General features: G+C 52.7%; 6 protein-coding genes. 5 read left to right on the plus strand and 1 reads right to left on the minus strand.

What is annotated here, in order from left to right:
* The first annotated feature begins 608 nt into the window (after positions 1–608).
* The 5 genes from AWR27_RS01605 (at position 609) to AWR27_RS01625 (ending at position 17,491) form a co-directional block, all read left to right on the plus strand.
* On the plus strand, positions 609–11,747 hold the full coding sequence (locus tag AWR27_RS01605; protein WP_232325943.1) for an SdrD B-like domain-containing protein: 11,139 nt from the start codon (positions 609–611) through the stop codon (positions 11,745–11,747).
* 5 nt (positions 11,748–11,752) lie between these two features.
* Entirely contained in the window at positions 11,753–12,733 is a 981-nt protein-coding gene (locus AWR27_RS01610; protein ID WP_077129577.1) for a PorP/SprF family type IX secretion system membrane protein, read from the plus strand.
* A gap of 192 nt (positions 12,734–12,925) precedes the next feature.
* Positions 12,926–15,295, plus strand: a complete 2,370-nt coding sequence (locus tag AWR27_RS01615) for a carboxypeptidase regulatory-like domain-containing protein (RefSeq protein WP_077129578.1) — start codon at positions 12,926–12,928, stop codon at positions 15,293–15,295.
* 109 nt (positions 15,296–15,404) lie between these two features.
* Positions 15,405–16,289: a PorP/SprF family type IX secretion system membrane protein gene (locus tag AWR27_RS01620; RefSeq protein ID WP_083732721.1), complete on the plus strand. Its 885-nt coding sequence runs from the start codon at positions 15,405–15,407 to the stop codon at positions 16,287–16,289.
* An 86-nt stretch (positions 16,290–16,375) separates the two neighbouring features.
* Complete coding sequence (locus tag AWR27_RS01625) at positions 16,376–17,491, plus strand: AAA family ATPase (RefSeq protein WP_077129580.1); 1,116 nt, start codon at positions 16,376–16,378, stop codon at positions 17,489–17,491.
* A gap of 72 nt (positions 17,492–17,563) precedes the next feature.
* Here AWR27_RS01625 and AWR27_RS01630 read toward each other — a convergent pair whose 3' ends face one another.
* A complete protein-coding gene (locus tag AWR27_RS01630) occupies positions 17,564–18,922 on the minus strand; it encodes a thioredoxin family protein (protein ID WP_077129581.1) in 1,359 nt (452 codons plus the stop codon).
* Positions 18,923–18,999: the final 77 nt, after the last annotated feature.

Genomic DNA, 18,999 nt, shown 5'->3' on the forward strand with positions numbered 1-18,999 from the left:
ACATAGCAAGAAAAGCCGCATCGGAGGGATGCGGCTTTTTTTATTGGCTAATAAGTTAAGTAACACCGAATGGTAAATACAGGGCTATTTACCATTCGCTCTGTCTATATTTGTATGACCAAAGTTGTCAGGCAGGTACTTGAGGCCCGACGACGGCTTTGGCCCCTAATCCATAACAAGCTTCTATCACTGGTTTTGTCCATCAGTTCGTGTGTCGACTGACGGCTTTGCTATGCTCGTCAAATCGGTTGATTCTGTTTAATCAGTTGTACCCGGCTACAGTTGGCATAGTTTTCGCTATCCTCAGGCCGCTGTGAATCATAGGTCGTCAAGCAGGTATAGGCACGTCTGGTGGGCAAACTCGTTCAGGTGTTCAATCAAATAATACCTCTTTGTGATTCGAAAAATGCACATTTAGGCCGACTTGGCGGTCGTGTACCCCGTGAACTCGTGATTTGGCATAGTTTTAGTTAATTTTTGACAGAGGAAGATAGCCTAAAAGCTGAAAAATTTATTCGTGACTCATTCATAACGAAAGGGTCTGAATAATCGCACTTTGTGCGTAGGCTATTTCTTTAAAAAGTGTGTCGCTCCAAATCAAGTTGCAGATGAACGTATTTTCTACGCTACGCAAAAAGTATCTTGAGACTCAGAACGCTCGGTTCGGGGTTTTCTCGAAGCCCGCAACAGGTGAGCGCAATCGGTCGATTGTGCCGCTGGTTGGGCAGTTTATCCACTATTTTCTGCACCTGATTCAAGACGGGTTTTCTACGACGCCTGCTGTTTTAGCGGATGCTACACCCTCAACTCCATTTTCATCTGAGCCGGTTTTTAAGTGGCAAACGAAGCAGGAGGGTAGGCGGACAAGAGGTGAACCACCCGATTTTGTTGATACCGGCCCACCCAAGAGCCATTATCAATCGTTTCAGGAGATTCTTACTTCTTTCTATCAACATCCAATGAATGAACATTTTTTACTAAGCAAATCACCTCACGAGTCCATTTATCGGGCAGATACCGATTCGGGTGGTGAGCCAGTCAGTCAGACCAGCCCGCCATTGGTGAGGAGCAGCCTATCAGAGCTGCTGTTACCGTTTGTCGGCTGCATTGCCAGAGCCATGCAGCCAGGTGGGCGAAGTGTTGGAGCTGTAGTCGCATTGCTGCTGCTGTGGCTGGCTGCTCCGCTGGCAATGGCCCAAACACCAACCACAGTCGACTTAAGCCTGACCAAAAGTGTCAGTAAGCAGAATCCAACTATTGGTGAGGTTATTACGTATACGGTGGTTGTGGAAAACAGTCCCACGTCAACCACAGCTACCAATGTTGTTGTAACCGATCAGTTATTGGCCGATGGAGCTACCTACGTACCGAACTCAGCTTCGGTGTCGAGTGGTACGTTTACGCCGGGGGCATCGGGAACGCTGGTGACAAGCACCTGGAACATTCCATCGATTGCGCCGGGTGTATCAACTACCTTGACGTTTCAGGCGACCGTAAAGGCGCGGGGTGTCTGGTTCAACACGGCTGAGGTAACAGCCGTTGACCAAGCCGACGCTGACTCTCCTGAGATTGGAAACGTTTACGAAGACGATTACGCTGCGGTATGCTTCGCTATACCAATTTTGTGGTATGCTGGTGACGAATACACGGTTTCTGTACCGGCAGGGTATGATCAGATTGTTTGGTATCGCGATAATCAGCCAATCAGCGCGTCGGCCACTTCTGCATCTATCGCCGTTGTTAATCAGGATAACTCGCTGACCATTAAGGCAACGGGCGTTTATCGTTTTGTAACCTTTAAAAATGGTTGCGAATCATCGAACTGCTGTAATATCGAGTTGATCCCAGGACCGCTTGCGGGCTTGGGCGATTATGTTTGGGCTGATATTAATGGTAATGGTCAGCAGGATACGGGTGAGCCGCCCATTCCGGGCGTAGTTGTTACGCTTTATCTGAATGGCAGTGCGACCAGCACAACGGCTATCACCGATGCCAACGGTCTGTACAGCTTTACGGGTCTGACGCCGGGCAGCAGTAATAGCTACGCGGTGGGTTTTACCACGCCTTCGGGCTTCACGGCTACGCTGGCTAATCAGGGTAATGATGCTACCGACAGCGATCCGGTGAATGGTATCACTCAAAGCGTCACGCTGGCAGCCAGCGAGTATAATCCAACACTGGATGCGGGCTTCCTGCCATTTTATGATGTAGGTATTGCGAAAGCCGTACTGAATCGTAAAGGTAGCTATCTGCCGGGCGATCAGATTACATATGAGCTGACAGTAACCAACAACTCAGCTTTCCCGGTATATAACGTACAGGTAAACGATCAGATGCCAGTGGGCGTGAGCTTCGTGAGCAGTGGCAACGGTCTCGTTAGCAGCGGTCCGAACTCAACCTCGACTACCATTGCTGGTCCATTAAATGCCGGAGCAAGTGTTTCGCTCACCTACGTAGCGCAAATTAGCCAGAGCTACTCGGCTACCAGCGTTACGAACGTAGCTGTTGTGGGTCCCTTTACCTCGACTTCGAACGTAGACGGTTTCCGCCCGACGGATTCTAATCCAAACAACAACACAGCTACAGCGACGGTGCCGGTTGGCAACTTTGCTTCACTTGGCGACTTTGTTTGGGCCGACCTGAACGCTAATGGTCAGCAGGATGCGGGAGAGCCGGGCATTCCGGGTGTAGTAGTAACACTCTACGTTAACGGTCAGCCAACGTCTACCACGACGTTGACCGATGCTACGGGATTCTACAGCTTCACGGGCCTGACGCCGGGTAACAGTTTCTCTTATAGTGTAGGCTTTGGTACACCATCGGGTATGACGGCCACGCAGGCTAATCAGGGCAATGATGCCACCGATAGCGATGCTGTCAACGGATTGACTCAGAGCATCACGCTGGCCTCGGGCGAGAACAACCCAACGCTGGATGCGGGCTTCCTGCCACCCTTTGATGTGGGTATTGCCAAAACGGTAGTGAATCAACGTTCGTCGTATCTGCCGGGCGATCAGATTACATATCAGTTGGCAGTGACGAACAACTCGGCTTATCCGGTTTATAACGTTGTTGTCAATGATCTGCTGCCACCGAACACTACCTTCGTTGAAGGTACGGGCTTTACGGCTTCGGGTGCCAACTCGGTAAGTGCGGTGATTGCCGGGCCACTGACGGCTTCGGGTACGCTCGGATCAAGCACGAGTTTAACGCTCACGCTTCAGCTTAGCAATCCGTATCCGTTTACCAGCGTAACGAACGTGGCAGTTGTAACGCCGTTCACCTCGGTGAGCAATACGGATGGCTATAAACCAAGAGATACCAACCCGGCTAATAACACGGCTACGGTAACGGTGCCGGTAATCAGCCCTGACTTGGTTGTTACGGTTGTACCGCCTGTATGTAATACGGCAACAAATAATTATACGACAACCGGTACTGTTTCGCTGACCAACACCCAGGCGGGTACGCTGGTCATCACCGACAATGGTACGGTTGTGTACAGCCAGACGATTGCCGCCGGAACTACGTCGGTTCCGTTCACGCTGACCGGCGTGAGCAACGGGCCAGCCAGCCGCACGGTAATTGCGTCGGTGGTAAATGGGCTGACAGTGACCAGTAACACGACTTACAGTGTGCCGGAATCCTGTACGAAGGTTAGCTGTCCGCAGGACTTTAGTCTGACAGTTTCGAGTAACAGCACGATCTGTAATGGCGAAAGCGTAACGCTCGTGGCTTCGTCGCCGGTGCCGGGTGCCAAAATCTGCTGGTATCTGACGCCAACAGACGGTCAGGCTCTGGTAACGCTCGACAGTGGTCAGCCGTTTGCCGTGACGATCACTTCGTCGGATACGTTCTATGCAGAAGCCGTTACGATTATTGATGGCGTAACCTGTGTGAGTGGCCGCAAGCCCGTACATGTTATGGTAACGACCATCCCGACGCCGATTTGCCTTGGAAACATTCGGAATGTGTGCCCAAGCCGCACGGTTGATCTGACGAAAATTCAGATTACCAATAGCGAGACCATCTACAGCTATGAATGGTACACCAGCATCGACCGCGCTCAGGGTACGCAGGTAACCAACCTGACAGCAGTGGGAGCCGGTACATATTACCTGTTCGCCAAACTGGGACGTTGCTACAGCAATCCGTCGGTAACAACCGTTGAAATTGTTGACTGCAACTGCCAGAATGTAGCGGGCGTAAACGTTGGGCCGGGTGTTTCGGTCTGCGAAGGCCAACCGGTTTCGCTCACCGCCGTACTAACGGGTTCGGCAACGAGCGTCGTATGGTCAACGAGTGGTACGGGTACGTTCAGTAATCCGAACAGCCCGATAACGACCTACACGCCATCGGCGCAGGATATTACTAATGGCTCGGTGTTGCTGACCGCAACTACCAACGACCCGGATGGCAGTGGTATTTGTCAGGCAGCAACCAGTTCGCTGATTGCGACCATCAACGCCCGCCCGAAAGCTCCAATCAATCTGACCTGCGCCGATTCGCTGGTTTGCCAGGGGCAAAGCACGAAAGTGTTTGCACTGGTAGTGAATGGCAACAATCAGGTTATGCCAGGCGTGAAAATCAACTGGTACGATCAGACCAACAAATTAGTTGGAACGGTCGATAACGGAGCACCGCTCGTTATCACACCTTCCGTATCGGGTCAGGTTGTTTACACTGCCGAAGCCGTGAGTGCCGATAACTGCATTAGCCCACGGAGTTCGCTGACCATTACGGTAGGTACGTGTCTGGCTGATCTGGCAGTTGTGAAGAAGGTAGTATCGGCTGGCCCGTACAAACTCGGTCAAAAGATCACCTACTCGATAACGGCCAGCAACAACGGTCCAATAACGGGAACCGATGTGACAGTGAGCGACGTGATGCCGTCGAACCTCTCGTTTGTCAGCGCAACCCCAGCCAGCGAATACAACGCGGCTACCGGTGTCTGGACGATAGGTACGCTGACGAAAGGTTCGGACCGGAGCCTGTTGATAGAAGCTACGATTAACTCGGCGGGTTCGATTCTGAATACGGCTATTATCGGCGGCTCGAACAATGATCCGAAACGTTCGCAAAACGATACGTCCTCTGTTCGCATCGATGTGGGTGAGTGTGTCGTGAAAGCTCCACACATTGAATGCGCCGTAACCGACATCTGCGTCGATGGCTCTACGAAGCTGACGGCCAGTGGTTGCGAAGGTGGCGTTGTTCATTGGTCAGATGGGCAGACGGGCGTATCGGTTGACGTTAGCCCAAAAGTAACGACCACTTATACGGCAAGTTGCGTACTGGGCCGGAGCTGCGTAAGCCCTGCTTCAAACGCCATCACGATCCGCGTGATTACGCCAACGATTCCGACAATTACCGCTACAGCAGACAAAGTTTGCCCAGGCGCGTCGGTAACACTGACCGCAGGCTACTGCGAGGGTACGGTTGAATGGTCGGAAGGGGCACAAACGGGTTCGTTCATCGTTGTGCAGCCATACACCAAAACGACCTACACCGCACAGTGCCGCGTGGGTAACTGCCCCGGCAAACCGGCAACCAAAACGATTGATATCGCTACGGACCTGCCCACGCCGACAATTGTATGCAGCACAAGTGTAGTTTGCCCCGGCGAATCGGTAACGCTCACGGTTGAGAACTGTGTGGGTACGCCGGTCTGGAGCAGCACCACACAAACAACGGGCAGCATCGTGGTATTCCCGACGGTAGGCAACAACACCTACACGGTATACTGCACCAACGGCGTGTGCCGCAGCAAACCATCGAAAGAATATGTAATCGAAGTTACCGAACCGAAAGTGCCGACTGTTACGGCCAGTGCCGATTCGATCTGCGCCGGTCAGCCAGTAACGCTCACGGCTACAGGGTGTAACGGGACGGTTCAGTGGAACGTGACGGGTCGGAATGGTCAGATTATGACTGGTTCGATTATCACGGTGAATCCGCGCGAAAGCATCAGCTACTATGCACAGTGCAAATACCGCTCGTGCATCAGCGATCCGTCGAACGCCGTACCGATTACGGTAGTATCGCCACAGGCACCTGACATTGCCATCCGTCCGGCCAAAACCGTGTTCTGTAGCGGTGAGAGCCTGACCTTAACGGCTGAAGGTTGCAATGGTGGTACGATCTGCTGGCACGCTGGTAATACGATGATTGGCACGGGTGCCAGCATGAGCCAGATTGCGACGGTCGCCACGGAATACTATGCAGTCTGCAAAATGGGTAGCTGTGAAAGCGATCCATCGTTGAAGATCAAAATTTCGGTGAACACCACGCCAGGTCCTGCGCCGACCGTTATGGCCTCAGCAACCTCGGTTTGTGAAGGCGGTGTAGTATCGCTGTCGGCAATGAACTGCAACGGTAATGTAAAATGGAGCGACGGCCAGATGGGCAATGTGGTATCGGTAACGGCAACGGCATCGAACAACGAGTTCTACGCTGTCTGCACACCAACCAGCGGTACGGCTTGCGGTAGTTCGCGCTCGAAAGTGATTCGGGTGAACGTAACGCCAGCTCCGACACCAACGGTGACGTGCAGCACGGGTGAGATTTGCCCCGGCGAGTCGGTAACGCTCACGGTTAATAATTGCGCCGGTACGCCGTACTGGAGCACAGGCGAAACGGCCAAGACGACCATCGTGGTATCGCCAACAGCTACGACGCCCTATACGGTGTATTGCCAGGATGGTGTTTGCCGCAGTGCAACCTCGAAAGAGTATACCATCAAGGTGACGCCGGTACCGGCACCAACCATTGTGGCTTCGGCTACGGTTGTTGAGCCGGGTGGAACGATCTCGCTATCGGCTATTGGCTGTGTGGGTGAGGTTATCTGGAACGCCAACGATGTCAACGGTAACAATAAAGGCGAAGTAATTGTAGTGCGGCCAGAAGGCACGCAGACGTACTACGCACAGTGTCGCTATCGGACATGTCTCAGTGACCCATCGATCACCATCGTAGTGAATCCGGGCAACTGCATCGCCGATGCTGGCTCGCTGACGGCAGTTAATACGAATGTATGCGCTGGAACAGCCACCTCAGTAACGCTTGACGCTACGCCAAACGGCGGTCTGGTGAAACCGGAAGGCTACTCGGTGCTGTATGTCCTGACGAAAGGCGATGGGCTGGTAATTCAGCAAACGAGCGCAACACCATCGTTTACGGTAGCTGCCACAGCCGGTAACTACACCATCCATACACTGGTGTACAATGCCAACGCAGGCGACAAAAACTACCTCGATCTGTCGGGCGTAGTGCCAGGTGTGACGACGGGTGCCGACGTGCTGAAACTCATTGCCGACCGCAAGGTATGCGCCGACCTCGACGCTGCCGGTGCTAAGGTGAACGTGAAGATTGTGGCTCCGCCAACGCTCGCGTCCCTGCCATCACTAACGGTTTGTGCCGGTTCGAGCGTAACGCTCACGGCTGCGGGCTGCGACGGTGGCACGGTAACGTGGTCTGACAAGTCAACGGGTGCATCGATTGTGCGCACGGTGAACAGCAACCTGTTCCTGACGGCAGTCTGTACCATCGACGGTTGCACCAGCCAGCCTTCGGCAGGTCTCAACGTAGCAATCGCTACCTACGAGATTCCGACCATTGCGGTCGATAAGCCGGTCATCTGCACAGGTGAAACTGTATCGCTGACGGCAACAGGCTGCAACGGTGGTACATACGTCTGGTCTGATCCGGCCAGCACCACTGGTTCGGTACTGACCGTGACACCGCAGGAGACGTCGCAATACCGCGTGAAGTGTATGATTGGTCAGTGCGTAAGCGACTGGTCGGCTTCTAACACCATCACGGTGGGTACGCCACAGGCTCCGACGGTTGCCATTGCCGGATCAGCGCAGGCCAGCACCACGCTGTGCTTCGGCTCGCCAGTTACGCTGGTGGCGGAAGGTTGTCCGCAAGGCAGCTACGTAACCTGGTCGAATCAGCAGGTAGGTACGTCGATCACGATCACGCCAAGCCAGAGCGGAACCTATACGGCCCAGTGCTGCACCTCGAACAATTGTAAGAGTGTGCCGTCGAGAGTCATTGCGGTAACGGTGCTGCCGAAAGTACAGCAGCCGACAGTGGCAGACAGGACAAACACTTGTCCGTTCAATACGGTAGACCTGACTACGGCAGTAGTGGGCCGCGTATCAACTGTCGGTGGCATGTTCGAATTCTACACGAGCGAGACGCTGAATAGTGAATCGAAAGTGGCGAATCCGGCGGCTGTCGGCACGGGAACCTACTACGTGATTGAGAAGACGGTGGATGGTTGCACCAGCCTGCCGGTTGTCATTCATGTACGGATTACCAACTGTACTGAGCAGACGCCCTGCGACGAGAAGAATCCGGCCACTGCGGATGCTGGTACGGATGCCAGCATCTGCGCAGCCAAAACGTATCAGTTAGCTGGTAAGATGGGTGGTTCGGGCAAAACGGCTCAGTGGACCACCAGTGGCACGGGTAAGTTTGACGATCCGTTCGCGCTTAACGCTATTTACACCGCCAGTTTGAATGATATTCTGGCGGGTAAAGTAACGCTGACGCTCTCGGTAAGCACAAATAACACGGCCTGCCCGGTAGCGAAAGACCAGATGGAACTGACCATCAACGGTGGCAAAACCGTTCCGACGATTAGCCCGAATGGGTCAATCAGTCTGTGCTTCGGCGACTCGGTTAAGCTGACTGCATCAGAGGGAGCCGGGTATCTGTGGAACAACCGCGCTACAACGAAGTCGATTGTCGTGAAAACCAGCGGTGTTTACAGCGTACAGGTAGTCGATGCGAATGGCTGCACGTCGGTTAAGTCGGAAAAAGTGACGATAAACGTTGCTGAACCCGTTCTGCCACCGCTCGTTGGCAACCTGCGCAATGTATGCCCGTCGAAGATTGTTGACCTGACAAAGGCACTTTCGTCAACTACGGCTGGCAGCACCTATACCTATCGCATTTGCGAATGCGTGACGTCGAACGTGATTATGCGCCCCGATTCGGTCTGTGAAGGCACCTACTGGGTAGTGGAGAAAACGGCGCAGGGTTGCTTAAGCAAACCGGCTAAGATTGTTGTGAAAACGTTCGATTGTGCAGCGGATACGCTTGACACCGACGTGAGTATTACCAAACTTGCCAGCACGAGTAACGTTAGCAACGGTCAGCCAGTGACGTACACGATCTCGGTAACGAACCAGGGTACGCACACAGCGAAAAACATCGATGTGCGCGACGTATTGCCAGCGGGTCTGGAACTGGTTCCGTCTACGATTAGCGGATTCACGGTGTCGAACGGTGTGATTCACAAGCGCATCGACAGCCTGAAAGCAGGTGCATCGGCTTCGATTACGTTCGATGCCCGCATTCTGAAGAAAGGCCAGTCGATTGTGAACAAGGCTGAGATTACGTATCTCGACAACGAAGACCCCAACCTGACGAATAACACCTCGAGTGTGGCCGTACAGGATACCAGTACACGGAAGGCCAGCCTGATTGGTTTGGCAAAAGCAGTGCTGGGTACGCCCGAAATGCAGGGAGATTCGGTTGTCAACGTGAACTATCAGTTCGTTATCCGCAACTTTGGCGACGACACGCTCCGAAACGTAGGTGTGACGGATGATCTGGCAGCGGCCTTTGCGCCCCATCAGGTGATCTCGGTAGCTCCGGGTACAGACGCCAACAGTACGTTGCAACTGAACACGGGCTATTCGGGTGCAGGTGCCAATGCGAACCTGCTCGATTCGACAAGCTACATCCTGCCGGGTGCTGTTCAGCGGATTTCGCTGGCAGTGTCGATCAAGCGGGTGCCGGGCGATAGCAGCAAGGTGTTTAGCAACACGGCTGTAGCTACGGCGATGAATAGCCTGACGATGGTGAGCGATGCATCGGCTAACGGTGGCGACCCCGATGAAGACAGCGATAATGATCCGGGTAATAACACGGGTGTTACGAGCTTCACGCTGGGTAGCCAGCCGAAAGGTCCGGCCATTGGCCTGGCACTGGCGGTGGTGAAAATTGAACCACAAGGCGATGGCAGCTACAATGTGACCTACAAAGCCACAGTGAAAAATGCCGGTACAGTGAATCTGACAGACGTAAGTATCTCGGATACGCTGGCCCGCACGTTCCCATCACCGGCTTCATTCAGCATCGTGAGCGGACCAACGGTAGCCGGGGGAAGCTCGCTGGTTGCCAACACAGCCTACAACGGCAACACCGATGCGAACCTGCTGACCAGTGCCAGCTCGCTGAGCGCAGGGGCGGTTGACTCGGTACTCGTTGTGGTGAATGTGCAGCCGAACGGCAACAACGGTCCGTTCTACGCCAGCGCAACGGCAAAAGGTCGCTCAGTACTCGACAGCAATCAGATAGTGATGGACATCTCGAACAATGGTATTAATCCGAATCCCCTTGGTTCGATCTCGACGCCGGTTCGCTTTGACCTGCCGATTGGGTTGCTGGGTATTGCCAAAGACGTAGCCCAGACTCGGCGCGATGATGGTACATACGATGTGCTGTACACCATTCTGCTGAAGAACATGGGTACGGGGCCGCTGAACAGGATTCAGGTGGTTGACAACCTGAGCGAAACCTTCGCCGGGGCAGCTATCCTGAACAACGCAAGTAATCCGATCACGGTAACGGCTGGTCCTGGCCTGACGCCGAATCCTAATTACACGGGCGAAGGTCTGCTCACCAACATGCTGGTCGATTCGGCCAGCAGCCTGGCGGTGGGTGGCAGCAGTAGCCTGACGTTCAAGGTGCACGTGGGGCTGACAACGACGGCTTCGTCGCTGACGTTCAACAACACGGCTTTTGCATCGGCCCTGTCGTCGACCAGCGGAGTGGTATCGGCAACGTCAACGGCGGGTACGAACCCCGACCCTGATAATGACCTCGATCCGCGCAACAACAACTCGCCTACACCCGTGGTGCTCAACAATGCAGCGACAAACTCGCACATTGGTGTAGCCATGTCGGTACGCGATACAGTGCGCCAGGCCGATGGCACGTTCAACGTTACCTATCAGGTAGTTGTGCGGAACTTCGGACCGAGCATACTGACGCACGTGTCGGTGAGCGATACGCTGTCGAAAGTTTTCAATGCCAGCACGGGAGCCACGTATAAGGTTGTCAGAGCACCTTACACGACCTCAACGGGTAGTGCGCTGAAACTGAACGATAAGTTCGACGGTGGTGCAGAGCCGCTGCTTGTGATTGGCGACAGCACCAGCCGACTCTCGGTAAGTCAGGTCGATACAATTCTGGTAGTGCTCAACGTGGCAACGAACGGTAGTACGACTACTTTCCTGAACACGGTGTATGCACGAGCCCGGAATAACACCGGAACCGTTTCCGACGTGTCGACCAACGGTTTGAACCCAGACCCGAACGGCAACAACAACCCAACCGACAACAACGAGCGCGAGGCCACTCCGCTCAACCTGCCGGCCACGAGTTCGTCGCTGTTCATACCGGAAGGCTTCTCGCCCAATGGCGATGGTATTAACGACCTGTTCATCGTTCGTGGTACAGGTTCGGCCACCATCAGTCTGGAAGTGTATAACCGCTGGGGCAACATGGTTTACAAAAATGACGATTATCGCAATGATTGGGACGGTAAAGCAAATACCGGTATCTCGACAGGTGGCGATGCGAACGGACTGCCCGATGGCACGTACTACTACGTGATCAGACTGAGCGACGGACGCGAGTTTGTACGATACATGACGATTAACCGCTAATACCGATGGCAAACCAATTTTCAACCAAACGTTGGGCAGCCGCGCTGCTGCTGATCCTTGTGATCGGCAGCAGCCAGGTCCGGGCACAGCAAGACAAGATGTTCTCGCAGTACATGTTCAACATGATGGCTCTCAACCCGGCCTATGCCGGTAGCCGTGACGTGCTGAGCATGACGGCCCTCTACCGAAATCAGTGGACCGGCGTGCCGGGTGCTCCACAAACGGCGACCTTCACGATGGACATGCCCCTGAACCGGGAGCGGGTTGGCGTCGGTCTTCAACTGTACGGTGATCGCTATGGCGAGATGCAGGAAGCCGGGGCGTTTGCGTCCTACGCCTTCCGCATCAAAGTTGGGCAGCGCACCACGCTGGCTCTCGGCTTGCAGGCAGGCGCATCGAGCTACAACGCAAACCTGACGAACGTGCAACTATCACCCGATGGGTTGCCGTCGAACGATCCGGCTTTTGCCGTGAACATCAGCAAGGTGCTCCCCAACTTCGGAACGGGTATCTACCTGAGCAACGACCGGTCGTACTTCAGTATCTCGGTGCCACGCCTGATCAAAAACAAGCTGAGCGAGTATAATGTGGGCGGTTTGCGCTCCGTACAGGCCCGGCACGCGTTTTTGGCGGCTGGCTTCGTGGTGGGAATCAGTCCTGTGGTAAAGATGAAGCCTTCGATGCTCCTCAAATATGCTGAAGGTGCCCCGATGGGCTTCGACGGGAACATCAACTTCTGGTTTGCCGACCGCATCGCTCTTGGTGCATCGGTACGCCGGAATCAGTTCTCGACCTGGACCGACTACACGACCGATGCTATCGTGGGTATGGTAGAAGTGCAACTAACCGATCAGTTTCGGTTTGGTTACGCCTACGACCACACCATGAACAAGCTCCGGTCAATTGCACCAAGTTCGCACGAGATTATGCTGCGCTATGAGTTTGGCTTCGGCAAAAACCGTATCCTGACACCGCGCTATTTCTAAGTTAAAAGTGAAAAGTGCATAGTGAAAAATGAAACACAGCGGTAGGTACGCTACTCATTTTTCACTATGCACTTTTCACTTTTAACTATTTTCGGCGTAGTATTTGCTTAATAAAAGGTATATCCTGTCGCATGTCGGTGAGGATGTACCTTTTCTTATTTTGGTTCAGTGTGTATCTCAATCCCGCAGCGTATGACACGCATCGTTTTACTACTCGGATTTGTCTGGTGTGCCGTAGGGGCGGCATGGGGGCAGTCGGTGCTTCGGCAGGCCGACCGGCAATTCGATCAGTTGGCTTATACGAAAGCCGCCGAACTCTATGAACAGGCTCTTGCCAGGCCAGAAGGATTGTCGGAGAGCGAACGCCGGTCGGCTTCGGCAAAATTAGGGTATAGCTATCAGCAAGTGCGTGATATGCCCAATGCGGAGCGGGTGTACCGAGACCTTGTTAAGGCTGGTGAATTATCTGCCGAATACAACCAGTGTTACCTGTTTTTCGCGCAGGCCCTTGCCAGCAATGGCAAATACAGTGAAGCGCAGGAAGCTTACGAGAAATATAGTAAGCTACAGGCTGCTGATAAACGCGGGCCGATGTTTTCGAAGCTATACCGCGATGTGAGCGTACTAACCAAAAATGCGGGAAGCTATAAGGTCGAATTTCTGAAAATAAACACCAAGAAAGCGGAATTTAGCCCCATGCTGTATAAAGATGGGCTTGTGTTTGTGTCGGCAAACGAAAACAGCGGTATCAAGCGCATTTTTAAATGGAGCAACACGCCTTTCTTAGACCTTTATTACGTTCCCGAACTCAAGTCGATCCGGGCCTCGAAGGCGTCGTCGCTTGGAGCGTCTGAACGTCGGCTTCGGCGCGTATCGGGCACGCCCGTGCTACGCCCGCTGGGCCGTGACGACTACAGTGCGCCAACGGCCAACGACTCCCGCACTGTAGGCTTCTACGGCAATAGTATTAACATGGGCTATGAAGATCAGCCTATTAGTGAATCTGACCGGTTCAGCCGTTCGCTGAATACCAAGTACCACGAAGGGCCGACGACGTTTACCAAAGATGGCTCGCGGGTGATTTTTACGCGCAATAATTACACTGAGGGCAAGTACCGCCAAAGCTCCGACGGAATCAATAAACTCAAACTCTATACGGCTACCCAAACCAACGGATTCTGGAGCGAGGCTGAGGAAATGCCTTTCAACAGTGATGAGTATTCATCGGGTCATCCGGCTCTCTCGAAAGACGATCAGTTACTGTATTTTTCGTCAGACCGACCGGGCGGTTTCGGTGGCACCGATATTTACGTGTCGCGGATGCAGAACGGGAAATGGGGCGAGCCGGTAAATCTGGGGAAAGATGTCAACTCGAAAGGAAACGAACTCTTTCCGTTCGTAGACGAGAAAAACAACCTCTACTTTGCCTCCGACGGTCTGCCCGGTTTAGGTGAACTCGACATTTTTTACGCTCAGCTAACCCCCGAAGGCAAACAGGCGGTCAGCGTTCGAAATGTGGGCGCACCGCTCAACTCACCCAAAGATGATTTTGGTATTGTGACGGATGGTGATCGGATGTCCGGCTTTTTTAGCAGCAACCGAAAAAACGGCGGCTCCGACGACGACCTGTACCGCTTTACCCGCGAAGGATCGATGTACCCGTGTCGCGAACTGATTGTAAGCGTATTCGACGCTGAATCAAAGGAACCGCTCGTGAATACGTCGGTGGCATTGGATAACCCCGCTAACGATAAGCAGATGCAGCTTAAAACCGATGCCGAAGGATTGGTGCGTATTTGCCTCGACTCCGATAACGAAGTGAGTTTTCTGGTGACTCAGGAAGGCTACCTGGACAATAAAGTTGGCTTCTCAACTCGTAACCTCTCCGACGATCAGCCTACGCGTTTAGACATTCCACTGGCTAAACCAACCGTGACCGCTCCAAACGCGACCGTATTGCGGGGTCGCGTAACCACACAAAAAGATAAGAAACCCATTGCAGGCGTGAAGGTAGTGCTGATTAATGAGTGTGATGGTACGTCGCAGGAAACCACCACCGGGGCAGATGGTAGCTACGAATTTGCCACCAAACCTGGCTGTAACTACCTGCTTGAAGCTATGAAAGATAATATGGGAACCACGGGGTCAAGGGTGCTTGCCGATGGCACCGGCTCAACCGAACTGACGATGTTCAAAAAGGGCGATGTGGTGAAAATCGACAATATTTTCTACGACCTGAACAAGGCGGATATTCGCCCCGATGCCGCGACTGAGTTAGATAAGTTAGTCGATTTGATGAATAAATACCCGAATATGACTATCGAAATGCGGTCGCATACCGATAGCCGGGCCACGGCGCAGTACAACAGAACGCTGTCGGGCAATCGGGCCAAATCAGCAGTGGCTTATCTGAAATCAAAGGGCATCTCACCAAAACGGATGGTGGCAAAAGGCTACGGCGAATCGTTGCCGCTGAACAAATGCAAGGATGGCGTGAAGTGCAGCGAAGAAGACTATCAGCAAAATCGCCGGACGGAGATCAAGATTCTGAAGTTGGGGTAAAGTTTAAACGCAGAGGGCGTAGAGTATTGCGCAGAGTTCGCAGAGTTTTACTCGGTGTTCTCTGCGCGACTCGCTGCGTCCTCTGCGTTTAAACACATATATTTCCGTTATGAAAGGCAAACTCGTTTTTATTCTTCTCTTCATCAGCCAGTGTGCCATAGCGCAGCGGGAGGTGCTGTATTCGCAGTACTTAGTCAATCCGCTGGGTATCAACCCGGCCTATGCCGGTAGCCGCGAAACCTTTCATCTGACGGCCCTGCTCCGGCGCAAGTGGTTTGGCGTTCGGGGTGCACCCATCACGCAGACGGTTTCTATCGACGGAACTGTTGCCAAGGGGCAGATAGGGCTTGGTTTTCAGGCATTAAACGACCGGATGGGGTTTTACCAGGCTACGGGCTTCTATGGCAGTGCGGCTTACCGGTTCAACTTACCCGCGCTGGCGAAGCTATCTGTCGGCATTCAGGCGGGCGTTAGCGTGCTGCCGTTCCTGAATATCAACTCGTCGTCGCCACTCAACCAAACCGTAAGCAGCTTTGGCGTAGGGTTATATTACCGGTCAGATCGGCTGTTTGCGGGCATATCGGCTCCCGAACTGGCAGGTCAGCAAATTGGGTTGGGTGTGCAGTCATTCAATGTACGGCCCGTTATGATGCAGGTGGGTGCACCGATCAACGTAGGCGAAAATACGCGGCTGATTCCGTCGGTGATGGTCTCGAAAATTAAAGACCGGCCAGTAGGTTTCGACCTGAATCTGCGGGCGTGGTTCAACCAACAAATCGGTCTGGGTATATCATACCGGCAAAATAGCCCCGGCTTAGTGCAAACCAATTATTTACAGGCACTGGCTGAAGTTCAGGTGAGTAAGTCCATTCGGTTGGGATATATTTTTAACTCACAAACACCCGAAAATCCGAATGCTACGTTATACTTCCAGCCCAGCGTGCATGAGGTGATGCTACGATTCTCCCCCAACACGCTTACGTTTACAGAATAAAACTGTGCTACACAGAAATTTTATGCTGCCACACAAATGTTTAATTTTGTGGTAACTTAGTCGTTAGAATGTAATCCAACGCCCGTTTGAAACCCCACGATGAGATTTCCAGGGCCGACGTGTTTCGCTATCTGACTGCCGACAGTCGTATGCCCAATTTACAAACCATTCAGAATCTGTACATTCCCAGCGATTTGGACCGGGAATTTCCATTGGCCCCGCACTTTGTTCAGGCATTTGGCAGCTACCCCAACTACCTGCACTTCAACGACGATTTTAAGATGTCGGCGCGGGACCTGCTCGATAGTCGTGGCTTTACGCTGATTAACCACACCAGCCGGGTCAATGACGAAGGCTGGCACATGATTGAACGCGTATACCAGCACGACGATGGCATACTGCTGAAGGCTGAGTTTGTAGGCGAACGGTTTTTCCGGTTATACGGCTATTACCGCGATGAGTCGTCGGTGAAAACACTGCTCGATGGTGTTCAGGAACATAAGTATGTACATGAAGAAAATCAGACGCATATTTATCTGATTCAAAGTGGTTTAGGTGGGCTGCATACGGAGCGTGTCGAAATATCTCCTCCCGATATTAACCTCGAACTGCATTATAACGACGATTTTCCGCCCGTGCACGAACGGTTGGTGAACCTGCTGGCGCAACCTAAAAGTAAGGGACTGATTCTGCTTCACGGTGAGCCGGGTACGGGCAAAACTACCTACATCAAATACCTCAGTTCGCTGGTCAAAAAGGACATGCTCATTCTGCCTCCTTACATGACCAATTACCTGACATCGCCCGAAATCATCCCATTTCTGCTCGACAATAAAGATTCGGTGCTGATTATCGAAGATGCCGAGCGCATTCTGCAATCACGCGAGGCCGGGGGCGATACCAACAGCGTCTCGAATATCCTGAACCTGACCGACGGCCTCTTAGCCGACTGTATGCATATTCAGGTTATTGCTACTTTCAATGCCAGTAAGCATCTGTTAGACAAGGCATTACTGCGGAAAGGGCGTCTGATGGTCGATTATGCGTTTGGCAAACTGGCACCGGCCAAAGCCAACGATCTGCTGACACATCTCAACACAGACTACCGCACCGACGTGCCTATGACACTGGCCGACATTTTCAACCTCGACGAGCAAACCGTTTCGGGCGAACGGCAGGATACTCGCAAAGTTGGGTTTTGAAACAGCAATGTGTTTTCAGATAGTTCTTGAAAGCTGCCAGACGTTTATTGTCCGGCAGCTTTTAACCCGATTTCACTTCTTCATTTTAGCCAGCGTTTCCTCATACTTCGCCGTATCTTCACCCTTTGCCTTTAATAGCGCAATGGCTTCCGTTTGGTATTTCACCGCTTCGGCTCTGCGACCTGTTTTGTGTAGCAGATTGGCGTAAGTGTCTAAGTGAGCTGCACTACGACTTAATTCAAGCGACCGCTCCGACCACTTGACTGCCTGCATCAAGTCGTTTTTATCGACCATGTTTTCAAAGTAGGTCCAGGCAATAGAATTTAGTTTGCCAGCTACTTGATTTGACTCCATACGCTCCATCATCTGAGCCGATTTTTGGAAGTTTTCGGACTTTTTTACTGAATCGGGCAACATGGCGGTCTGTTGTTGAAAACGTTTGTAAGCCGCTTCATCTTTTGCTTTTATTGTATCGATTGGGGTGGTCATCAGCCTATTCGCTTCGGCTTCAGCCAGCATCCGATATTTGTCCGTGTTTTTGGTTTGCTGGTAAAAACGCATACGGTACTGATTGGCCGTTGCATCGAGCATTTCCTTGGTCGGCTTCCGAAACAGCGACTGAAATTGCGTGTTACTGATCAGCATAGCATCGAGTTGGTTCTCGTCTTTCATGTCTACGGCGCGTCGAAAATCATTCTGGATGGCCGAGCTAAGCGCGAAAGACGTTTTGCGTGATAATTCTCGTAAATCAATGTTCATCATCAGGCGAGGCTGTTGCTGAAGCAAAACGTCGAAGGCTTTCGAGCGGGCCGAGGTGATATTACCAGCAAGCAACTTCAGGTTTTCGTCGGTTGCCCAGTCAGCTTCAGGAATGCTTTGCATGTACATGTCGAGCGCATCACCATTGGGCATCCCTACCGTGGCCCGTTTGGTCAGGTAGGCCCGCATAAAGTTTATGTCGCGTGTACCGGCTTCATACTGTTTTTCCATTGCCGACAGCGGGTTAGGGTCTTTGGCGGCAGTAATGGCTTTATCGGCCTCGGTCAGCATACCGGGAATGCCGTTGTACCCAATAACCCGGTGAATGAGGTCGCCATCTGCCGAAACGTAGAGCGACGTTGGGTAAGCCGTGACCGCATACTTCTTGGCCACTTCAATGCCCTCACCTTTCTCTGCGTCAATCTGGTAGTTTACGAAATTGGCGTTGAATTTTTCGCCCACTTTGGTGTCGGGAAATGCCTGTTTCGCCATTTGCTTGCAGGGACCGCACCACGTCGTGTAAATGTCGACAAAAACGGGTTTTTTCTGTTTCTTAGCTTCGGCTAATACATCTTTCCACGAGCCGTTAAAGAAACGGATACCCGCAGGCTCCTCGGCCCGAACCGCACTAACAGTCAGGCAAAGCAATAACCACACTCGTAACGTTTTCATGATTTAGGAAGTTGATTTGTTAAAAGACGTATTTAGTAGGGTAAAGGTAACGCTTTGTCTAAACTAAGTATATAGTT

Origin of the sequence: Spirosoma montaniterrae (assembly GCF_001988955.1) — a bacterium.
Lineage (GTDB): Bacteria > Bacteroidota > Bacteroidia > Cytophagales > Spirosomataceae > Spirosoma > Spirosoma montaniterrae.